Origin of the sequence: Parabacteroides goldsteinii DSM 19448 = WAL 12034 (genome assembly GCF_000969835.1) — a bacterium.
Taxonomy (GTDB): domain Bacteria; phylum Bacteroidota; class Bacteroidia; order Bacteroidales; family Tannerellaceae; genus Parabacteroides; species Parabacteroides goldsteinii.
On sequence record NZ_KQ033912.1, the window covers coordinates 628,028 to 644,507 of the forward strand.

The following is a 16,480-nucleotide window of genomic DNA, read 5'->3' on the forward strand; positions in this document are numbered from 1 at the left end:
CACGAGAATAATATGTAATACATTGTTCATCATCTTTTCTTATCGTCTTTATTTTGTTTGACGCTGCAAATGTAGAATAATAATTTGTACGAGCAAAGGATTTAAAAGAAAAATCTTACTTTTTCTTTCATTTATCAATAAAAGAGGGCGGTTCATCTTGCATTTTAACAGAGAACCTGCCCTCAATCAATTGAATTCTTATTTCTGAGCCTCCATTCGCTTCATATTCGATAATTTCCGGTCATTCTCCTTTACTGATACGATTGTTCAGTTCTTTCAACAAAGCATACGATTTCGGAGAAATCGTTCCATCCTGATAAATCCGGACATTAATCATCGGAAGATTTTTCCGCTTGTTAGATTCTTTCACTACCTGCGTCAATTCGTCAATGGAAAGAACAGGATCGCCGATAATGGAATCTTTATAAATGTGCGTCCAGTCACCCGGCTCCAATGTTCCGGAGAAAGTCGCCTGTAAACCATCCTGAGGGCCACCGTGAAACAATCCGTCCCCATCCAGCGGAAGAGAAGGATCGTTAACACCGGCACTGGCCAAAGACAAACCCAGTTCGCCAGCATAATAATCCTGAAAGTCCGTCAGTTTCGGCAATATCCAGGAATTAAAACAAATCGCCAACTCCTTATTTCCACTTTTGGCGGCTTTAGCAATCTTTTCAAACGAAGCGCCGTTAGGATAATAACCGATACCGTCATCCATCCACAAACCGGCCAGACGATTTCCATACCGCTGGCTAATCTCTCCCACTATCTTTTCCACATTTGTAAACAAATCTCCTGCATTATCACGTGTATAATGCTGCTTGTCCCACCATTCTTTGTCTCCATGACCGACATGGTAATACAGAATCAGACGAATGCCGTATTTACCCAACGCATCAGATAAATCAGCCACTAAATCTCTCTTTGTGGTACGTCCCGGCAAAATAGAATCGATTGCCTGTATCGGAGCCGGAAAATAATATTCCGCCCACGACGTTGTAAAAAATATCAACTTCCCGCCACATTCGTAAACAGTTCGTGCAAAGCGGTCCACATCAAAGTTATTGACTGCATCCTCATAGGCTAACGGCTCTCCTGATTGGGGCATACTCTTTGAATTCCAGTGGAAGAAAAAGCCATAAGGCAAATCCGCCATCCAGGATGTATTACAGCGAAGTGATGTAGCTTCCGCCCGCAACCGCTCATAAGTCTCCGGCCGGGTGAGTTCCAACGAGTACAGATACACATTAAAATCATCCTGCTTACCGGGTTTGCCAATCTTTAAAGATAAAACGGAAGTCCCCTTATTAAAATGTAAAGGGCGGGGGAACCGGCAACGCTGCCATCCGGTTGTATTTATCCGGCAAATAACACTGTCCGTTCCATTGGATAATACCAATTCCGTTTCTTCCCCATCTCCCATCCGGTTGACAGAAACGATCATTTCAGCCATGTAGTCTTCACCGTCCGTATTGACTTTCCAGGATATTGACTGCTCGGGAGTTTTCCAGTTCTCCGCCCAGAATGCTTTATAAGGTTCTTCCGGATAAAGTTGTTTCACACCATTATTCAGTTCTCCACGAAAAGGAATCAACCGGTTTATGTTCGCCGAATCCAGGTTTAATGCCGTCGGATCAACCGGATTACTGCAAGCAGCCAGGCACATAACAAACAAAGACAAAAAATAAATAAATTGCTTTTTCATTCGTATTTTACGGATATAGGAAGGGCCAATCCAATAATAACTCAGACCGGCCCTTCATGTATTCTACATTAATTATCTGTAATCCGGATTCTGAGGTATATTATTATTCAGAATTTCGGTATCAGGAATCAACCAAGTATTGTTGTAAGCACCGATAGGGACATTCAATCTGCTGCCACGCGCTTTCTGTACCTTATCGAATGTCTGGGTACGTTTCAAATCGTACCAAGCAAAACCTTCTTCATACAATTCATGCTGACGTTCCAGCAGAACGGCTTCACGGAACTGGTCCTGAGAAAGTCCGCTCAAGTCAGGCACGTTTGTCGGATCGTTCTGGTCGACACGGGCACGTTTACGGATAGCATTGATATATTGATAAGCACCGACCGGTCCGTTTATCTCATTTTCAGCTTCGGCGGCAATCAGATACATTTCAGCCAAACGAATCAATTGAGTCTGCCAGGTTAAAATATTGGTATTAGATGCTGGCAACTCCTGTTCCAGATACTCTTCATTGATATACTTATTATAATATGTACGCGCGATGACTTTATTTCCTTTCGCATTTACATATTCAGGTTTAATTCCCCATTCTTTACGCATATCACCTTTATCGAAGCTGGCGATAAAAGCATCTGTCGGAAGATACAAGGCTGTCTGACTGCCAATCGGTGAAGATTCATTATGCATACCGCTATAGCTATCGGGAGCGGAGAACAACTGAGCCCAGATAGTTTCAGCCGTATAACATTCCGTCTTAAAGACTTTATCGAAGGTAGGCATCAAAGAATACTGACCGCTGTTGATTACTTCAAGCGCTTTCTCTTTGGCTTTCGCATAATTTTCTTTCTGATTCATCGGGAAGCCGGCAGAAGTCAGATAGATACGTGCCATAATCGCTTTTACGACCCATTTATTTACACGTCCCATATCCTGCGCTTCTTCCGGAAGCTTTTGTTCCGCATCCAGAATATCGTCAAAAATAAACTTATAGATATCAGCCTGCGGCGTACGGTCTATTGCCACGTCGGCATCACTGGTCACGACTTTATCCCGCAAAGGGACATCTCCAAAGAACTGGACCAATGTAAAATAAGACCAGGCACGCAAACATTTCGCCTCACCGATAATACGATTCTTGGTTTCGGCAGTAAAATCCTTATCTTCTATCGACTCCAATATCATATTCGCATTCTTTATCGTACTGTATGGGCCGGACCAGGCATTTCTAAAGGCATAAAAACCATATCCCGGATTATTTGCCCAGATATCCCCGACCTGTTCAGCCGATTCAGGCTTATCATTATAGTCGGCAAAAACTTCCGTCAGATTCAGATTTTGTCCCTGAGGATATAACCCTTTCAAAGCTCCGTCAAAATCTTCCACCGTTTGATAGAAGGAAGAGGGAGAAATAAATGTTTTCGGGTCTTCTTCCAGCCAATCGGAGCAAGAAGCAGACAGAATAACCGGTACAGCCAGCAATATATTTTTAATCAGTGTTTTCATTCTTTTCATACGTATTAAAATTTAACCTGTAAACCCAAAGTAAATGATTTCGCAGACGGGTAAACCCCTCTGTCCCATCCGTTCACGGCAGAAGACGTCCAGGATGCTTCCGGGTCATAATGAGAATAGCTTGTAATCGTAATCAGATTCTGTCCGCTCAGATAAACCGAGATATTAGGTTTACGGGAACCTGCGAACCATTGAGACGGCAACGTATAAGCCAGTTTGATATCTTTGAATCGCAGATACGAACCGTTTTCCACCCAAACCGAACTCGGGTCACCGAAGGCCAGATAATCCTTGGTCGCAACAGAAGCACGTGCATATTTGGCATTCGGATTTTCAGGAGTCCAATGGTTTTCCCAAACATCTTTGCGGATATTCCATGTGCCACCGATATTAGTGATACTTTTATTAAATTCATTAACGATATCACCACCAACACTACCTATTAACAGGAATGATAACTCGAAGTTATTCCAATTGATAATATTCGTCAGACCGAAAGTAAACTTAGGCTGCGTATTTGCAATAATCGTTTTATCACCTGTTGTAATACCAGCTTTCCCGTCCGTGTCTTTATACCGGTAATCACCTGCTTTCTTGGTTGCTTCGCCATTCAAACGAGCTTCTTCATCCGTCTGATAAATACCTTCTATTTCGTAGCCATACAATTGGAACGGAGCTTTACCGACAAACAGAGGGAACCAGTTTCCGCCACCGATAGGAGCATCTATCCGCTGAATCTTATTTCCATACACATCCGAACCCAAATCTTTCACGATTGATCTATTGGATGTAATATTCAAATTAGTCGTCCAGTTCACTTTTCCTTTCATATTGATTGTATTGATAGATATTTCAAAACCTTTATTATCAATACGTCCTAAGTTTCTCAGCATAGAAGAATATCCGGAAGACGGGGGAAGAGTCGCATTATACAGCAAGTCACGCGTTTGTTTCCAATAATAGTCAAAACCGATATTCAGGCGGTTGGAAAAGAATCCGAAGTCGACACCTATATCCGTTTGTGTAGTTGTTTCCCATTTCAAGTCGTCGTTTGCCATGGAGGACAAACCGAAACCAATATCTTTTCCATCACCGAAAATAGGACCGGAAGTTCCCAGACGGGCGAAAGTCTGATACGGGCTAATAGATTGATTACCGGTCTGTCCGATACTGGCACGCAGTTTCAGATTGCTCAGCCAATCAATATCTTGCATAAAATTCTCTTCCGACAAACGCCAGGCCAATGCGGCGGAAGGGAAGAAAGCGAATTTATGGTTCTTACTGAATTTAGACGAACCGTCATATCGTGCGGTGACAGTCAACAGATATCTTTCCATCAGGTTATAATTGGCACGTCCCAGGAAAGAAGCCATCCGGTAATCGCTGTAACCGGAAGACGGAGTTCCGGGTGTAGAGGCTACTCCCAAATTATTCGTTTCATAGACATCGCGCAGAAATCCTGTACCTGAGCCGCCCAAATCATTATACTGATAGGTCTGGAAAGTAACACCACCCATCAGGTTCAATGCATGATTCTTATTGAACCGCTTGTCGTAGGTCAAAATATTCTCATTAATAATAGTATAATAATTAGATTTTGACTTAGATGCATCACCATCCAATTTACCTCCGGCAGACAAACCAATCGGAATGTACCGATCGGAACTACCCGCATTGACTTCAGCACCGGCATTCACCCGGAAAGTCAATCCGTCGATAATCTCATAGATAAGCGACATATTCGCCAGTAAGCGGGAATTAACGGTTTTATTCTTATACAATTCAGCCATACCGACAGGGTTTGTTCCTCCCCAGGGAGTTCCCGAGAAATTGGTGTACTTGCCATCGGCATCTCTTATTTCCTGTATCGGAGCCATGACCATTGCCGTATAAGCAATCGCTCCCCAGCCATCCGCATTACTGTTCGCTGTATTCTGAGTTCCGTATGAATAAGCAATACTGGCATTCAACGACAAATTTCTCGCCAGCTTCTGGTCGCCATTAATACGCAATGCAAAACGGTTATAATCAGAACCTTTGATAATACCTTCCTGGTTCATATAGTTCAGAGAGGAGTACAACTTCGTTTTATCCGTACCGCCCGAAACAGATACCTGATGACTATGCGTCAAGGCAGTCTGATAAGCCAGATCCTGCCAGTCATTGTTCGGCAGCAGAGCTGCTTGCTCCGGTGTGATGGCAATACCGTTCCCGTCATTCTGGGAAACTTCATTTACCATGGCGATATAATCATCTTTTCCCAGTAAGTCCAGTTTCTTTCTTAAAGAAGAAACACCGACATATCCATTATATTCAAGGACCGTATCGCCGGTACGTCCTCTTTTCGTCGTAATCATAACGACACCGTTTGCACCACGTGAACCGTAGATAGCCGTAGAAGATGCATCTTTCAATACTTCCATCGACAGAATGTCTTCCGGATTAATATCCGAATTCATCTTTTCTACCGGCATACCGTCAATGACATAAAGCGGTTCGTTACCACCTGCCAGGGAGTTACTTCCACGGACACGAATCATCATTGATTCACCTGGCTGACCGGTTCTGGCATTAACCTGCACACCGGCTATTTGTCCCTGCAACGCACGGTCGGCACTGGTTATACCCACCTGGCTCACGTCCTTCATCTGCACGGAACCGACAGCTCCCGTCAGGTCGCTCTTCTTTACCGTACCATAACCGATAACCACAACCTCATCCAAGGCTTCGGAATCCTCGCGAAGTGAAACATTTACGACATCTCCGCTTCCAACCTTTACTTCCTGGGTGTTGTAACCGATATAAGATATCTGCAACACACCACCTTCCGGGACTTCCAGACTATACCGTCCGTTCATATCCGTAACTGTCCCGTTCGTTGTTCCCTTTACGACTACATTCGCACCAATAACGGGTTCACCGGTTTCATCCTTCACAACTCCTGATATCTTTTTCGTTGAAGAAACAGTACGGGCTTGCTTGTTGATAATAATATGTCCGTTACTGAACGTTATCGAACAACCGGAACCTTCCAGCAACTGTTCCATAACCTCTTTCACATTACTGTTCTTCGGTAACTTTGTCAGGACGCGGGAATCGTTCACTTCCTGCGTGTTATAATCGACAAACAGTTTGGTCTGTTGCTCGATTTGTTTGAAGGCTGTCTTCAGTGTTACATTGCTTCCGGTCAGGCGCACTTGTTGATGTTGCGCATAAGAAAACAAATTGATGGAAGATAAAGCTGTAATAAACAACAGCCTGGATACACTTTTTCCGTTATTTATACGTATTAGATTAGTTAATTTCATATATTTGTACATTTGAAAATTGAATATTAATAAAACCATGACGATTTACTCGTCAATCCAATGATGTTCAAGATTCGATTTCGAATTCCGGAAAGAGGGATTTTCGTACTTTCTGTCTTTCCGGTTTTCTTTTGTTCATATTTGTTTACTCCTATATTTTAGTTTATAAATACCACCTTTCCTTTTATTTTATAATGTATACCAATCAGTTGTTGCAGAATGTTCAGCACATCTTCCAGCTTTTCATCCGGCGAGAATTTGACATTATAATATTCTCCCGCAAACTTTTGGGAATTATAATGAATCGTCACATTGAACTTACGTTCCAAAGAGGCCATCAGACGGCTGAAAGATGTATTTTCAAATATCAGATAGCCGTTTCTTTCCATATTATATAAGGAAGCGTCGATAGAATGGACCATCACGGTATGTTCCGAATGCGAATAAACCAACTGTTGGTCAGGCTTTAGCACAGTCGGCTGAATGTCTTCATTCCTGACGGATACCAGCACACTACCTTCCTCCAATGTTGCCATGGAACAGGAGTCGCCCGGATAAGCCTCCACGGTAAAGACAGTACCCAACGCCTGGACATCAAGGTAAGTCGTCTTCACAATAAAGGGTTGCTCCGGATTCTTACGGACAGAGAAGGATGCTTGCCCGGTCAGGTAAACCGTTCGTGTATCGGTAAAATCTTTCGGATAAACCAACAGCGTACCGGCATCCACCCACACCTTCGAACCGTCAGGCAATACCACCTGCTCACTTTCTCCGTAAGGGACGAATACCTGTGCCATTTCCACATGACGGACCGGTTTAAAACGGTCGGTTGCCCAATAGGTCGTTCCGGCAGTCATCATCATCAAGACAATAACGGCCGCATATTTCAACCACTGGCGATAGAATGGCACCGAACGTTCACGAACGGGGACCACGGAAAGATGCCTTTGCAAAGCCTTCCAATCACTATGGGTAGAATCCGTCACCTCCGGCTGAGATTTCTTCCACAAATCCTGCAACATTTCTTCTTTCTCAGCTTTTGCATCGTCCGCCCTCAACCAACGCCCAAACAAGATACGTCCATATCGGGAAAAGTGCTTTCCGAAGTAGAGCTGCATGAGTTGTTTTATCTTGTTGTTCTCTTCCATAAAATATCCGTCTTTATATGGATGTAGGTTTATGACAACAATACACACAATCAAAAATCAACTTTTTTTGAAAATAGTTTGATTCCGGTACTAACGAATGCGATTATTGAAAGAGTTTCATCCTAATGAAACAGTTGTTTCTCCTAAGTGAAACATTTGTTTCATTAGGATGAAACTCTTTGGAAGTCGTCAGTTTTCAGTCCAAATAAGTAAGGAAAAAAAGATAAAGTACCTTGCGAAGAATGGCAAGGGCTGCCGTCAGATGGTTTTCTACAGTTCGTTTACTGATATTCAGACGCGTTGCGATTTCGTCGTTAGACAAACCTTGCTCACGGCTCATCTGGTAAATCAGTTTCCGCTGGGGAGACATTCGTTCGACAGTGCGGCTGATAATGCTTTGCAGTTCACGTGCAAACATCGCTTCCTCTTCCGATTGGGAGATGGAGGCTTCCAGTAAAAACTCATTGGTATACTTTTCTGAAACGGCAAGACGGTCGAAATAATCATAAACGGTAAAGCGCGCCATCTGAAAGAGATAGGAGGAAAAAGAACGGACGTCTCTCAGTTTTTCCCGGTCTTTCCATATGGAAAGAAACAAATCCTGGGATATATCACGACTGATTTCCTTGTCGTGCGTCAGGCCGACAAGGAAATATACCAACCTAGGTTGGTAGTCGAAAAAAAGCTGTTCAAAAGCTTTTATGTTTCCTCTTGCGATCTCCCTCAAGATATGTTGCTCCTCTGGTAATTCCATAACTAGTGCGAAGTAACAAAAAATATCAGAAATAAAATTATTTACTTTGATAAATTCATAGAAAACACGGGAACATAAACTACCTTTGTCTTATCTCGTAAGCATAAATAAAAAACAGGAGTAATTATTATGGAAGTTGCAAAAAGAATCCCTTACGGCATTTCCAATTTTGTGGAAGTGGTAGAGCAGAACCAGTATTATGTGGATAAGACGATGTATTTGCCTATGCTGGAAGAGCAACCCAGTAATTTGTTTTTCATCCGGCCCCGGCGTTTTGGCAAGAGCATCTTTCTGAGTATGCTCCGGGCCTATTATGATATTGCTCAAAAAGAGAAGTTTCAAAAACGTTTCGGCAATTTGTGGATAGGAGAGCATCCCACCCCTTTACAAGGAACATTTCAAGTACTTTATCTGGATTTCTCACGTGCCAGCGGCGGCAGTGGTTCGCTATCAGAGAACTTTGACCGGTATTGCAGTATGGTGATGGATATGTTCGGCATGTCTTACGAGTCTTATTATTATCCGGGGTTTGCCAATGAAATGAAAGCATTGCCCGATTTTGTCAGCAAACTGAACTATTTGAATCTTCATGCACCCGAAACCGGGGCGCATCTCTATCTTATTATCGACGAATATGATAACTTCACCAATATAATACTCAATGAGCAAGGTAATGACGTTTACCATGCTCTCACACATGCCAGCGGGTTCTATCGCGAGATTTTCAAGAAATTTAAAGGAATGTTCGAACGTATCTTCATGACCGGCGTCAGTCCTGTTACGTTAGACGATCTTACCAGCGGCTTTAATATCGGCTGGAACATCAGCACCGAACATCAATTCAATATGATGCTAGGATTCAGTGAAGTAGACGTACGCTCTATGTTCCAGTATTATAAAGATGCAGGGCAACTGTCGGATGATGCAGATATAGAGGCAATGATTACGGAGATGAAACCGTGGTATGACAATTATTGTTTTGCAAAAGAAAGCCTGAAAAGTGACCCGAAGATGTTCAATTGCGACATGGTACTCTACTATCTCCGCAATTACATAACCTTGAAAAAATCTCCCGAACAGATGATAGACCCCAATACCCGTACGGATTATAACAAAATGAAGAAACTCATCCAGCTGGACCGTCTCGACGGTGACCGCAAAGGGGTACTGCGTAAAATCACTGATGAGGGACAAATCGTTACTAATCTGGCAATCACTTTTCCTGCAACAGAGATTGCCAATCCGGAAATCTTCCCCAGTCTGCTTTTTTATTATGGTATGCTGACTATTACCGATACCCGCGGGGGGCGTGTGGTATTAAGTATCCCCAACAACAATGTGCGCAAGCAATATTACGAATTCCTGTTAGAGGAATACCAAAATAAACGATATATCAATTTGAACCAGTTGACAGATTTGTTCGATGATATGGCCTACGACGGCCATTGGCGCGAATCTCTGGAATTTATAGCCCATGCCTACAAAGAAAACTCGTCGGTTCGCAGTGCTATTGAAGGCGAACGCAATATCCAGGGATTTTTCACGGCTTATCTCAGTGTAAATGCCTACTATCTGACAGCCCCGGAGATGGAGTTGAACCATGGTTATTGCGACCTGTTCCTGATGCCCGATTTGTTGCGCTATGAAGTGAAACACAGTTATATACTTGAATTGAAATATCTTTCAGCAAAAGATTCCGGGGAAAAAGCTAAAGTTCAGTGGGAAGAAGCTGTTGAACAGATAAAACAATATGCCGCTGCACCAAAGGTACGTCAGTTGATACAGGACACAAAATTACATTGTATCATAATGCAGTTCCGTGGTTGTGAGTTGGAACGCATGGAGGAAGTCTTATAATCCGATCGTGTTCTTTTGTCATTCTGCTTCACCTATCAATTTTTCTGTTTATCTTTGACCCCGATCAATAGACTAAAACAAAGATAACTGACTGAACTAAGATAAAAATGAAGCAATACAACTTTGACGAAGTAATTGAACGCCGCGGTACCAATTGCGTGAAATATGATGCAATAAAAGAGCGGTACGGCAACGAGAACCTTATTCCTCTCTGGGTTGCCGATATGGATTTCCGGACTCCGGACTTTATTGTCAATGCAATAAAGAAACGCTGCGAACACGAAATATTCGGTTATACTTTCGGATCAGACTCGTATTATAATAGTATTATAGAATGGGTACATTATAAACAGAACTGGAAGATCAAACGGGAATGGCTCAGCTATATTCCGGGAATTGTCAAAGGTATCGGCTTTGTCATCCAGAGCTTTACCAAACCGGGCGATAAAGTAATCATCCAGCCACCTGTATACCATCCGTTCCGAATTGTTCCGGAAAGCATGAAACGGGAAGTGGTCAACAACCCGCTCAAACTGGTGAACGGCGCCTATGAGATGGATTTCGAACAGCTGGAATCCGTAATAGACGAGCAGTGCAAAGTGTTGATCCTTTGCAATCCCCACAACCCGGGCGGCATCGTATGGAAAAAAGATACACTGGTCAAGCTGGCGGATATCTGTGCAAAACACAATATACTGGTTATTTCAGACGAGATACATGCGGAAATGGCTTATCCGCAGTTTACTCATCATCCGTTTGCCACCGTATCAGAAGCTGCCGCCAATTGCAGTATTACTTTCATGGCTCCGAGCAAGACATTCAATATCGCAGGCATCGTAACCTCCTACTCCATTGTTCCCAATGAAAAGATACGGAAAGAATTTTATGAATTCCTGGAAGCCGGCGAGTTGGGCGACGGGACGATCTTTGCTTATACGGCAACCGAAGCGGCCTATACATATGGTGCCGAATGGTTACAGCAAATGCGGATGTATGTAATGGAGAATGTCCGTTTCGTAGATGAATTCTTCAAGACGAAACTTCCAAAGATCAAAGTCTATCCACCACAGGCATCTTTCCTGGTCTGGCTGGATTGCTGCGACCTCAAACTAAGCCAGGAAGAACTGGTTCATTTATTCCAGGACAAAGCCGGTCTGCTGTTGAACGACGGAACAATGTTCGGACCCGGCGGAGAAGGATATATGCGCCTCAACGTGGGTTGTCCGCGCTCCGTATTGGATACCGCCCTGAATGCTTTGAAGAAAGCGATCGACAAGAAATAAGTATTCAAAAATATGTCGAAAGCCGGTTCTTTCCTGCAACCGCTTTCGACATATTTTTTATCATTTTACCCCTGCCACTTTCACCGGTTCTTCTTTTATATTCAGTTTATGTCCCAGATAATCATAGCGGATAATCATGTCTGATATTTCCCAGGCTTCTTTGGCCTGACGGATATTCTCATCGGGAACACCAGCCGTATCTCCGATAAGATTGAACTGGGGGTCGACATCAAAATCAGGTTTCAGCGGATTAAAGATACTTTCTCCCAATCCTTTCCACCAGTAATCATTCAGCCCCAACAGCTCCAGCAATGTCGGATAGACATCCACCTGTCCCATGACTTTGCCATAATACATATTAAATGGCGCATTCAGAATGATTAGCGGAACAAACGATTTATCAGCTACAATATCCTTTCCTACCGGATCGTTGCACAGTTCTTTCCTGACTGTTCCCAATGCTTCATGGTCTCCCATGATCACGACTAAAGTATTATCGAAACGCTTGTCCGCTTTGATCTTTGCTACAAATTCACCTATTGCCCGGTCTGTATAATTGGCCATGGTCATATAGTTATTCAAGACCTCCGGGACTTCGGGCGAAAAAGAAACTCTTTTCAATGAATCCGGCAAAATAAAAGGATTATGCCCGGAATAGGTAATACATTGCACCAGCGTATTTCCGGATTCATCCCAAACTTCATTCTTCTGTATTTTATCCAGACACTGGCGCAAAAAGGCACGGTCACCCACCTGGTTACGCGAACCGACCGGCTCTTCCTGTACAAAACAGTTTTTCGAAACCAGACTGTCATACCCCAGAACCGGAGCTATTATACATTGATTCCAGACCATCGGTTTGTCGATAGTCAAGCTATATGCTTTGGCATCCTTATGTTTTTCTTTAAACGCCTTTACAATAGAAGGATAATATGATTCCGGGAATTTGATGCTGTAAGGTCCGGAGTTGATAGGCAAAAGCCCGGAACTCATCAGCAACTGGGCATCGATCGAACGCCCTCCTTTCACCTGCGATAAAACATGAGGGGCATAGATCACCGACGTATCCTTTAATATTCTATTCAGGTTCGGAGTAATCTCCTGGCCTTCCACCGTCTTATCCAACACCCAGCTTTCCAATGATTCGGCCAGGATTATAATACAATTATCCTTTGGATTAAATGGTGATAAAACGGATTTGCAATCCGTTTTCCTGGCTAGCCAGGAATCGATACGGGCCTTTATCTCCGGTGTATAGACTATCTGGTCGCAGGTATAATCATAATAAAGAGAACCGAAAATCGTATACATCGGGATATTACAAGTATGCAAATAGGCATCCTGCAATCTCTCATAAGCAACTTTAAAACCATTCTGGCTCCAAAGACGAACAGCAGGAATCAAAGCCACTAAAACAATCAGAACCAGATAACGTGCAAAAGCAAAACCGCCTTTACACCGTACCGCCTGTTCCGTTTCATGTTTCCGATGAAAATTATACCACCACAAAACACCCGCAGCCATTGTAGACAAAGGGAAAAACAGATCGACCATCCGCCAGGAATCAAATACACTGCTGGTAAAATCAGACAAATTGTCTATCAGCAAATAGCTATCCAACGGTATGGCAGTAAAGTAAGTCCTGAAATACATCAGGTTCGAAATAAGCAAACCGTCCAGCAGAAAGAAAATCACCAGGGTAGTCTTGACAGCACGAAAGCAAACCAGGGGTAATAACAAAAATAAGGAGACTAATATAGTATCCAGATAAGTTTCAATCTTTGAAAATGGAGTAAATGTAGATAACATGCACCAAAGCAGATTGAACCACATAAACTTCAGAAACAAGACAGCAAAAAATAAACCGATCAACTTCCTGCTTTCCGTTCCGCCCGGAAAGAAAAAGTCTTTTAACTTAGAAAACCGCATCCGCAAACACTACTTTATTAACCTACCGACAAACACTGTAACCATAGAATAAGTACAGGATCTCTCATTTTTATTTCAGCCGACAAAGATAACTATATTCTAGCTTAAAACATTACATATCTTTATTTTTAAAAGAATAACCTGATTAAGTCGGAAATTATACGTAAATTTGTCCTCGTTTTATTTATTACAAATACAATTAAAAATGAAAATTACAGCAAATAAGTTCGTTGCGGTTACATATGACCTGAACGTAGGAGAAGGTGAAGAGCGTGAGTTGATGGAAAAAGCAGTAGCTGAGGCTCCGTTGAAATTCATCTTTGGAACAGGCGCAATGCTCCCGGCTTTCGAAGATGCTTTGAAAGGTCTGGAAGTAGGCGACAAGTTCGACTTCTCTATCGCTCCGGCTGACGCATACGGAGAATATGTGGAAGATCACGTGCTTGATCTGCCAAAAAACATTTTCGAAGTTGAAGGTAAGTTCGACTCTGAAATCATCAAAGAAGGTAACACTGTTCCTATGATGGATTCAAACGGTAACCGTCTGAACGGTTCTGTTCTGGAAGTGAAAGATGACGTTGTCGTTATGGACTTCAACCATCCGTTGGCAGGTGAAACACTTCACTTCAGCGGTGAAGTTATCGACGTTCACGAACCGACAGCAGAAGAAATTGCAGCTTTATCAGCACCGACAGGCGGATGTGGTTGCGGATGCGACGACTGTGGAAGCGATTGCGGTGACCACGATCACAAAGACGGTGGTTGCGGATGCGGTAGCTGTCACTAATAAATGGATAATGCAGAATGGGGAATGAAGAATGAAACAGATTCTGCATTCCTCATTTTTCATTTTAAGCGATATAATTCTTAATTCTCCACTTGCATTTACTACATATGAATACATTCGGAAATATATATAGATTAACTTCATTCGGAGAGTCACACGGTCCGGGTATCGGAGGTGTTATCGACGGATGCCCGGCTGGTATCGAACTGGATACAGATTTCATCCAAAAAGAATTAAACCGCCGTAAACCGGGACAATCCAAAATTACGACTCCCCGCAAGGAAGACGACGAAGTACAATTCCTTTCCGGGATTTACGAGGGAAAAACGACCGGCACGCCGATCGGTTTCATTATCTGGAACAAGAATCAGCATTCGTCCGATTACGACAATATGAAGACAGTCTACCGTCCTTCGCATGCCGATTATACTTATCAAACAAAATATGGTATCCGTGATCCCCGTGGCGGTGGCCGTTCATCTGCCCGTGAAACAATCGCACGATGTGTAGCCGGAGCAATAGCCAAACTGGCCTTACGCCAGAAAGGTATCCATATCCAGGCTTATACTTCACAGGTAGGTCCCATCAAGCTGGAAGGTTCATATAAAGACTACGACTTGAATCTGACCGAAGAAAGCGCAGTAAGATGTCCCGACCCGGAAAAGGCGGCAGAGATGGAACAGTTAATTGCCGAAGTGAAATCCAAAGGAGACACGATCGGCGGAGTTATTACTTGCGTAGTCAAAGGGACTCCCATCGGTTTGGGTGAACCTGTTTTCGGCAAACTACATGCAGCTTTAGGCCATGCCATGTTGACAATCAATGCCGTCAAAGGATTTGAATATGGTGACGGATTCGAAGCGGCCCTCTATCGTGGTTCCCAGCGTAACGACCGTTTCTTCAATGACAACGGACATATCAATACTCATACAAACAACTCGGGAGGTATCCAGGGAGGTATCTCCAACGGACAAGATATTTATTTCCGTGTCGCTTTTAAATCAGTGGCTACGATCCTGATGGAACAGGAAACCGTCAGCATGGATGGAGAAGACACAATCCTGAAAGCCCGCGGACGCCATGACCCCTGTGTGCTTCCACGTGCCGTTCCCATTGTCGAATCGATGGCAGCAATGACTTTGCTTGATTATTTGTTGATACAGAAGACTAGAGAATAATATGCCAATGTGTCAATGTGCTAATATGCCAATTAAAAAATAGAGCCATCACTCTTTTAATTGGCATATTGGCACATTATTCTATTCATGATGATAAGGTTCATTATTCAGAATAGTCATCGCGCGGTAAATCTGTTCAATAAAAATCAGACGGATCATCTGATGCGAAAAAGTCATCTTGCTCAATGAAATCTTTTCCGAAGCGGCTTTATATACCGCTTCACTGAATCCATACGGACCACCGACCACAAAGACCAGCCGTTTCGGTACCGTATGCATCTTCTTTTCTATATAAGCAGAAAATTGCATGGAAGTAAATTCTTTCCCTTTATCATCCAACAAAACCAGATAATCACCGGATTGCAATGTCTTTAAAATCAATTCCCCTTCCTTCTCTTTCTGCTGGACTTCCGATAAGTTTTTTACGTTCTTGATATCGGGGATAACCTCCATTTCAAAAGGGATATAATGAACCAGACGGTTCTTATATTCATTAATAGCCTCCACAAAATAACCGGCATCCGTCTTGCCTATTACAATCAGTGCAATCTTCATTCGTTGACATTTTAATATTGAAGGCGCTAATTTACAGGAAAAATACATACCTTTGCATCAGAATACTCATAAAAAGAGGAGATAGCTTATGAAACGATTATTACTTACATTGGCATTGGTATTCTCAATTTTGAGCGTAATGGCAGCCGATATTACTCCGATATCAAACGCCTTCAAAGGAGGAGATGCCTCTACACTGACAGGAGCAATGGACCAAGAAGTAGATATGGCCCTACCCGGCTCATCTAAAAAGTGCAGCGGAAGCGAAGCCGTTAAGATGCTGTCTACTTTTTTTGGCAGTAACAAACCTTCGGGATTCTCCGTGGTACATCATGCAGACAAAAAAGACGCTGGATTTTTTGTCGGTAAACTCCCGACCGCTTCAGGCGAATATCGTGTAAACATTACTTACCGTGCCGACGGCAACAAAGCGATTATACAATCAATCAGAATAGAATAAC

The 16,480-nt window shown here is 43.0% G+C and carries 12 protein-coding genes; 5 read left to right on the forward strand and 7 right to left on the reverse strand.

The genetic code is table 11. The features are described from left to right. Positions 1-241: 241 nt before the first annotated feature. From HMPREF1535_RS02680 to HMPREF1535_RS02700, 5 genes are all read right to left on the reverse strand, one after another. Entirely contained in the window at positions 242-1,705 is a 1,464-nt protein-coding gene (locus HMPREF1535_RS02680; protein WP_046145220.1) for an alpha-L-fucosidase, read from the reverse strand. Positions 1,706-1,777: 72 nt separating this feature from the next. Continuing rightward, a complete protein-coding gene (locus HMPREF1535_RS02685; RefSeq protein WP_046145221.1) occupies positions 1,778-3,220 on the reverse strand; it encodes a RagB/SusD family nutrient uptake outer membrane protein in 1,443 nt (480 codons plus the stop codon). 5 nt (positions 3,221-3,225) lie between these two features. Continuing rightward, positions 3,226-6,528, reverse strand: coding sequence for a SusC/RagA family TonB-linked outer membrane protein (locus tag HMPREF1535_RS02690; RefSeq protein ID WP_244275556.1), 3,303 nt, complete (start codon positions 6,526-6,528; stop codon positions 3,226-3,228). A gap of 158 nt (positions 6,529-6,686) precedes the next feature. Continuing rightward, positions 6,687-7,676 carry a FecR family protein gene (locus tag HMPREF1535_RS02695; RefSeq protein ID WP_046146374.1) on the reverse strand — a complete coding sequence of 330 codons (990 nt, stop codon included), beginning with the start codon at positions 7,674-7,676 and terminating at the stop codon, positions 6,687-6,689. A 196-nt stretch (positions 7,677-7,872) separates the two neighbouring features. Next, positions 7,873-8,430, reverse strand: a complete 558-nt coding sequence (locus HMPREF1535_RS02700; protein ID WP_046145223.1) for an RNA polymerase sigma-70 factor — start codon at positions 8,428-8,430, stop codon at positions 7,873-7,875. Positions 8,431-8,559: 129 nt separating this feature from the next. On the opposite strand from HMPREF1535_RS02700, the gene HMPREF1535_RS02705 reads away from it, so the two are divergent. After that, positions 8,560-10,287: an ATP-binding protein gene (locus tag HMPREF1535_RS02705; RefSeq protein WP_010802151.1), complete on the forward strand. Its 1,728-nt coding sequence runs from the start codon at positions 8,560-8,562 to the stop codon at positions 10,285-10,287. Positions 10,288-10,394: 107 nt separating this feature from the next. After that, on the forward strand, positions 10,395-11,570 hold the full coding sequence (locus HMPREF1535_RS02710; RefSeq protein WP_046145224.1) for a MalY/PatB family protein: 1,176 nt from the start codon (positions 10,395-10,397) through the stop codon (positions 11,568-11,570). Positions 11,571-11,630: 60 nt separating this feature from the next. Here HMPREF1535_RS02710 and HMPREF1535_RS02715 read toward each other — a convergent pair whose 3' ends face one another. Continuing rightward, positions 11,631-13,499 (reverse strand): LTA synthase family protein, encoded by a 1,869-nt coding sequence (locus HMPREF1535_RS02715; RefSeq protein WP_046145225.1) that lies wholly within the window; start codon positions 13,497-13,499, stop codon positions 11,631-11,633. A gap of 205 nt (positions 13,500-13,704) precedes the next feature. Here HMPREF1535_RS02715 and HMPREF1535_RS02720 point away from each other — a divergent pair, with 205 nt between their 5' ends. After that, positions 13,705-14,286: an FKBP-type peptidyl-prolyl cis-trans isomerase gene (locus HMPREF1535_RS02720; protein ID WP_010802148.1), complete on the forward strand. Its 582-nt coding sequence runs from the start codon at positions 13,705-13,707 to the stop codon at positions 14,284-14,286. 107 nt (positions 14,287-14,393) lie between these two features. Next, positions 14,394-15,464, forward strand: a complete 1,071-nt coding sequence (gene aroC, locus HMPREF1535_RS02725; RefSeq protein WP_007654507.1) for a chorismate synthase — start codon at positions 14,394-14,396, stop codon at positions 15,462-15,464. Between the two features lie 81 nt (positions 15,465-15,545). Here aroC and rlmH read toward each other — a convergent pair whose 3' ends face one another. Further along, positions 15,546-16,019 (reverse strand): 23S rRNA (pseudouridine(1915)-N(3))-methyltransferase RlmH, encoded by a 474-nt coding sequence (rlmH, locus tag HMPREF1535_RS02730; RefSeq protein ID WP_046145226.1) that lies wholly within the window; start codon positions 16,017-16,019, stop codon positions 15,546-15,548. 88 nt (positions 16,020-16,107) lie between these two features. Between rlmH and HMPREF1535_RS02735 the strand changes: the two genes are divergently transcribed. Beyond that, positions 16,108-16,479, forward strand: coding sequence for a DUF4783 domain-containing protein (locus HMPREF1535_RS02735; protein WP_007654516.1), 372 nt, complete (start codon positions 16,108-16,110; stop codon positions 16,477-16,479). Position 16,480: the final 1 nt, after the last annotated feature.

What these genes read in the sequence shown, in the direction of transcription:
- HMPREF1535_RS02715 (WP_046145225.1), bottom strand. Translation starts at nt 13,499, where the DNA reads ATGCGGTTTTCTAAGTTAAAAGACTTTTTCTTTCCGGGCGGAACGGAA.
- HMPREF1535_RS02685 (WP_046145221.1), bottom strand. Translation starts at nt 3,220, where the DNA reads ATGAAAAGAATGAAAACACTGATTAAAAATATATTGCTGGCTGTACCG.
- HMPREF1535_RS02705 (WP_010802151.1), top strand. Translation starts at nt 8,560, where the DNA reads ATGGAAGTTGCAAAAAGAATCCCTTACGGCATTTCCAATTTTGTGGAA.
- aroC (WP_007654507.1), top strand. Translation starts at nt 14,394, where the DNA reads ATGAATACATTCGGAAATATATATAGATTAACTTCATTCGGAGAGTCA.
- HMPREF1535_RS02695 (WP_046146374.1), bottom strand. Translation starts at nt 7,676, where the DNA reads ATGGAAGAGAACAACAAGATAAAACAACTCATGCAGCTCTACTTCGGA.
- HMPREF1535_RS02690 (WP_244275556.1), bottom strand. Translation starts at nt 6,528, where the DNA reads ATGAAATTAACTAATCTAATACGTATAAATAACGGAAAAAGTGTATCC.
- HMPREF1535_RS02710 (WP_046145224.1), top strand. Translation starts at nt 10,395, where the DNA reads ATGAAGCAATACAACTTTGACGAAGTAATTGAACGCCGCGGTACCAAT.
- HMPREF1535_RS02735 (WP_007654516.1), top strand. Translation starts at nt 16,108, where the DNA reads ATGAAACGATTATTACTTACATTGGCATTGGTATTCTCAATTTTGAGC.
- HMPREF1535_RS02700 (WP_046145223.1), bottom strand. Translation starts at nt 8,430, where the DNA reads ATGGAATTACCAGAGGAGCAACATATCTTGAGGGAGATCGCAAGAGGA.
- HMPREF1535_RS02680 (WP_046145220.1), bottom strand. Translation starts at nt 1,705, where the DNA reads ATGAAAAAGCAATTTATTTATTTTTTGTCTTTGTTTGTTATGTGCCTG.
- rlmH (WP_046145226.1), bottom strand. Translation starts at nt 16,019, where the DNA reads ATGAAGATTGCACTGATTGTAATAGGCAAGACGGATGCCGGTTATTTT.
- HMPREF1535_RS02720 (WP_010802148.1), top strand. Translation starts at nt 13,705, where the DNA reads ATGAAAATTACAGCAAATAAGTTCGTTGCGGTTACATATGACCTGAAC.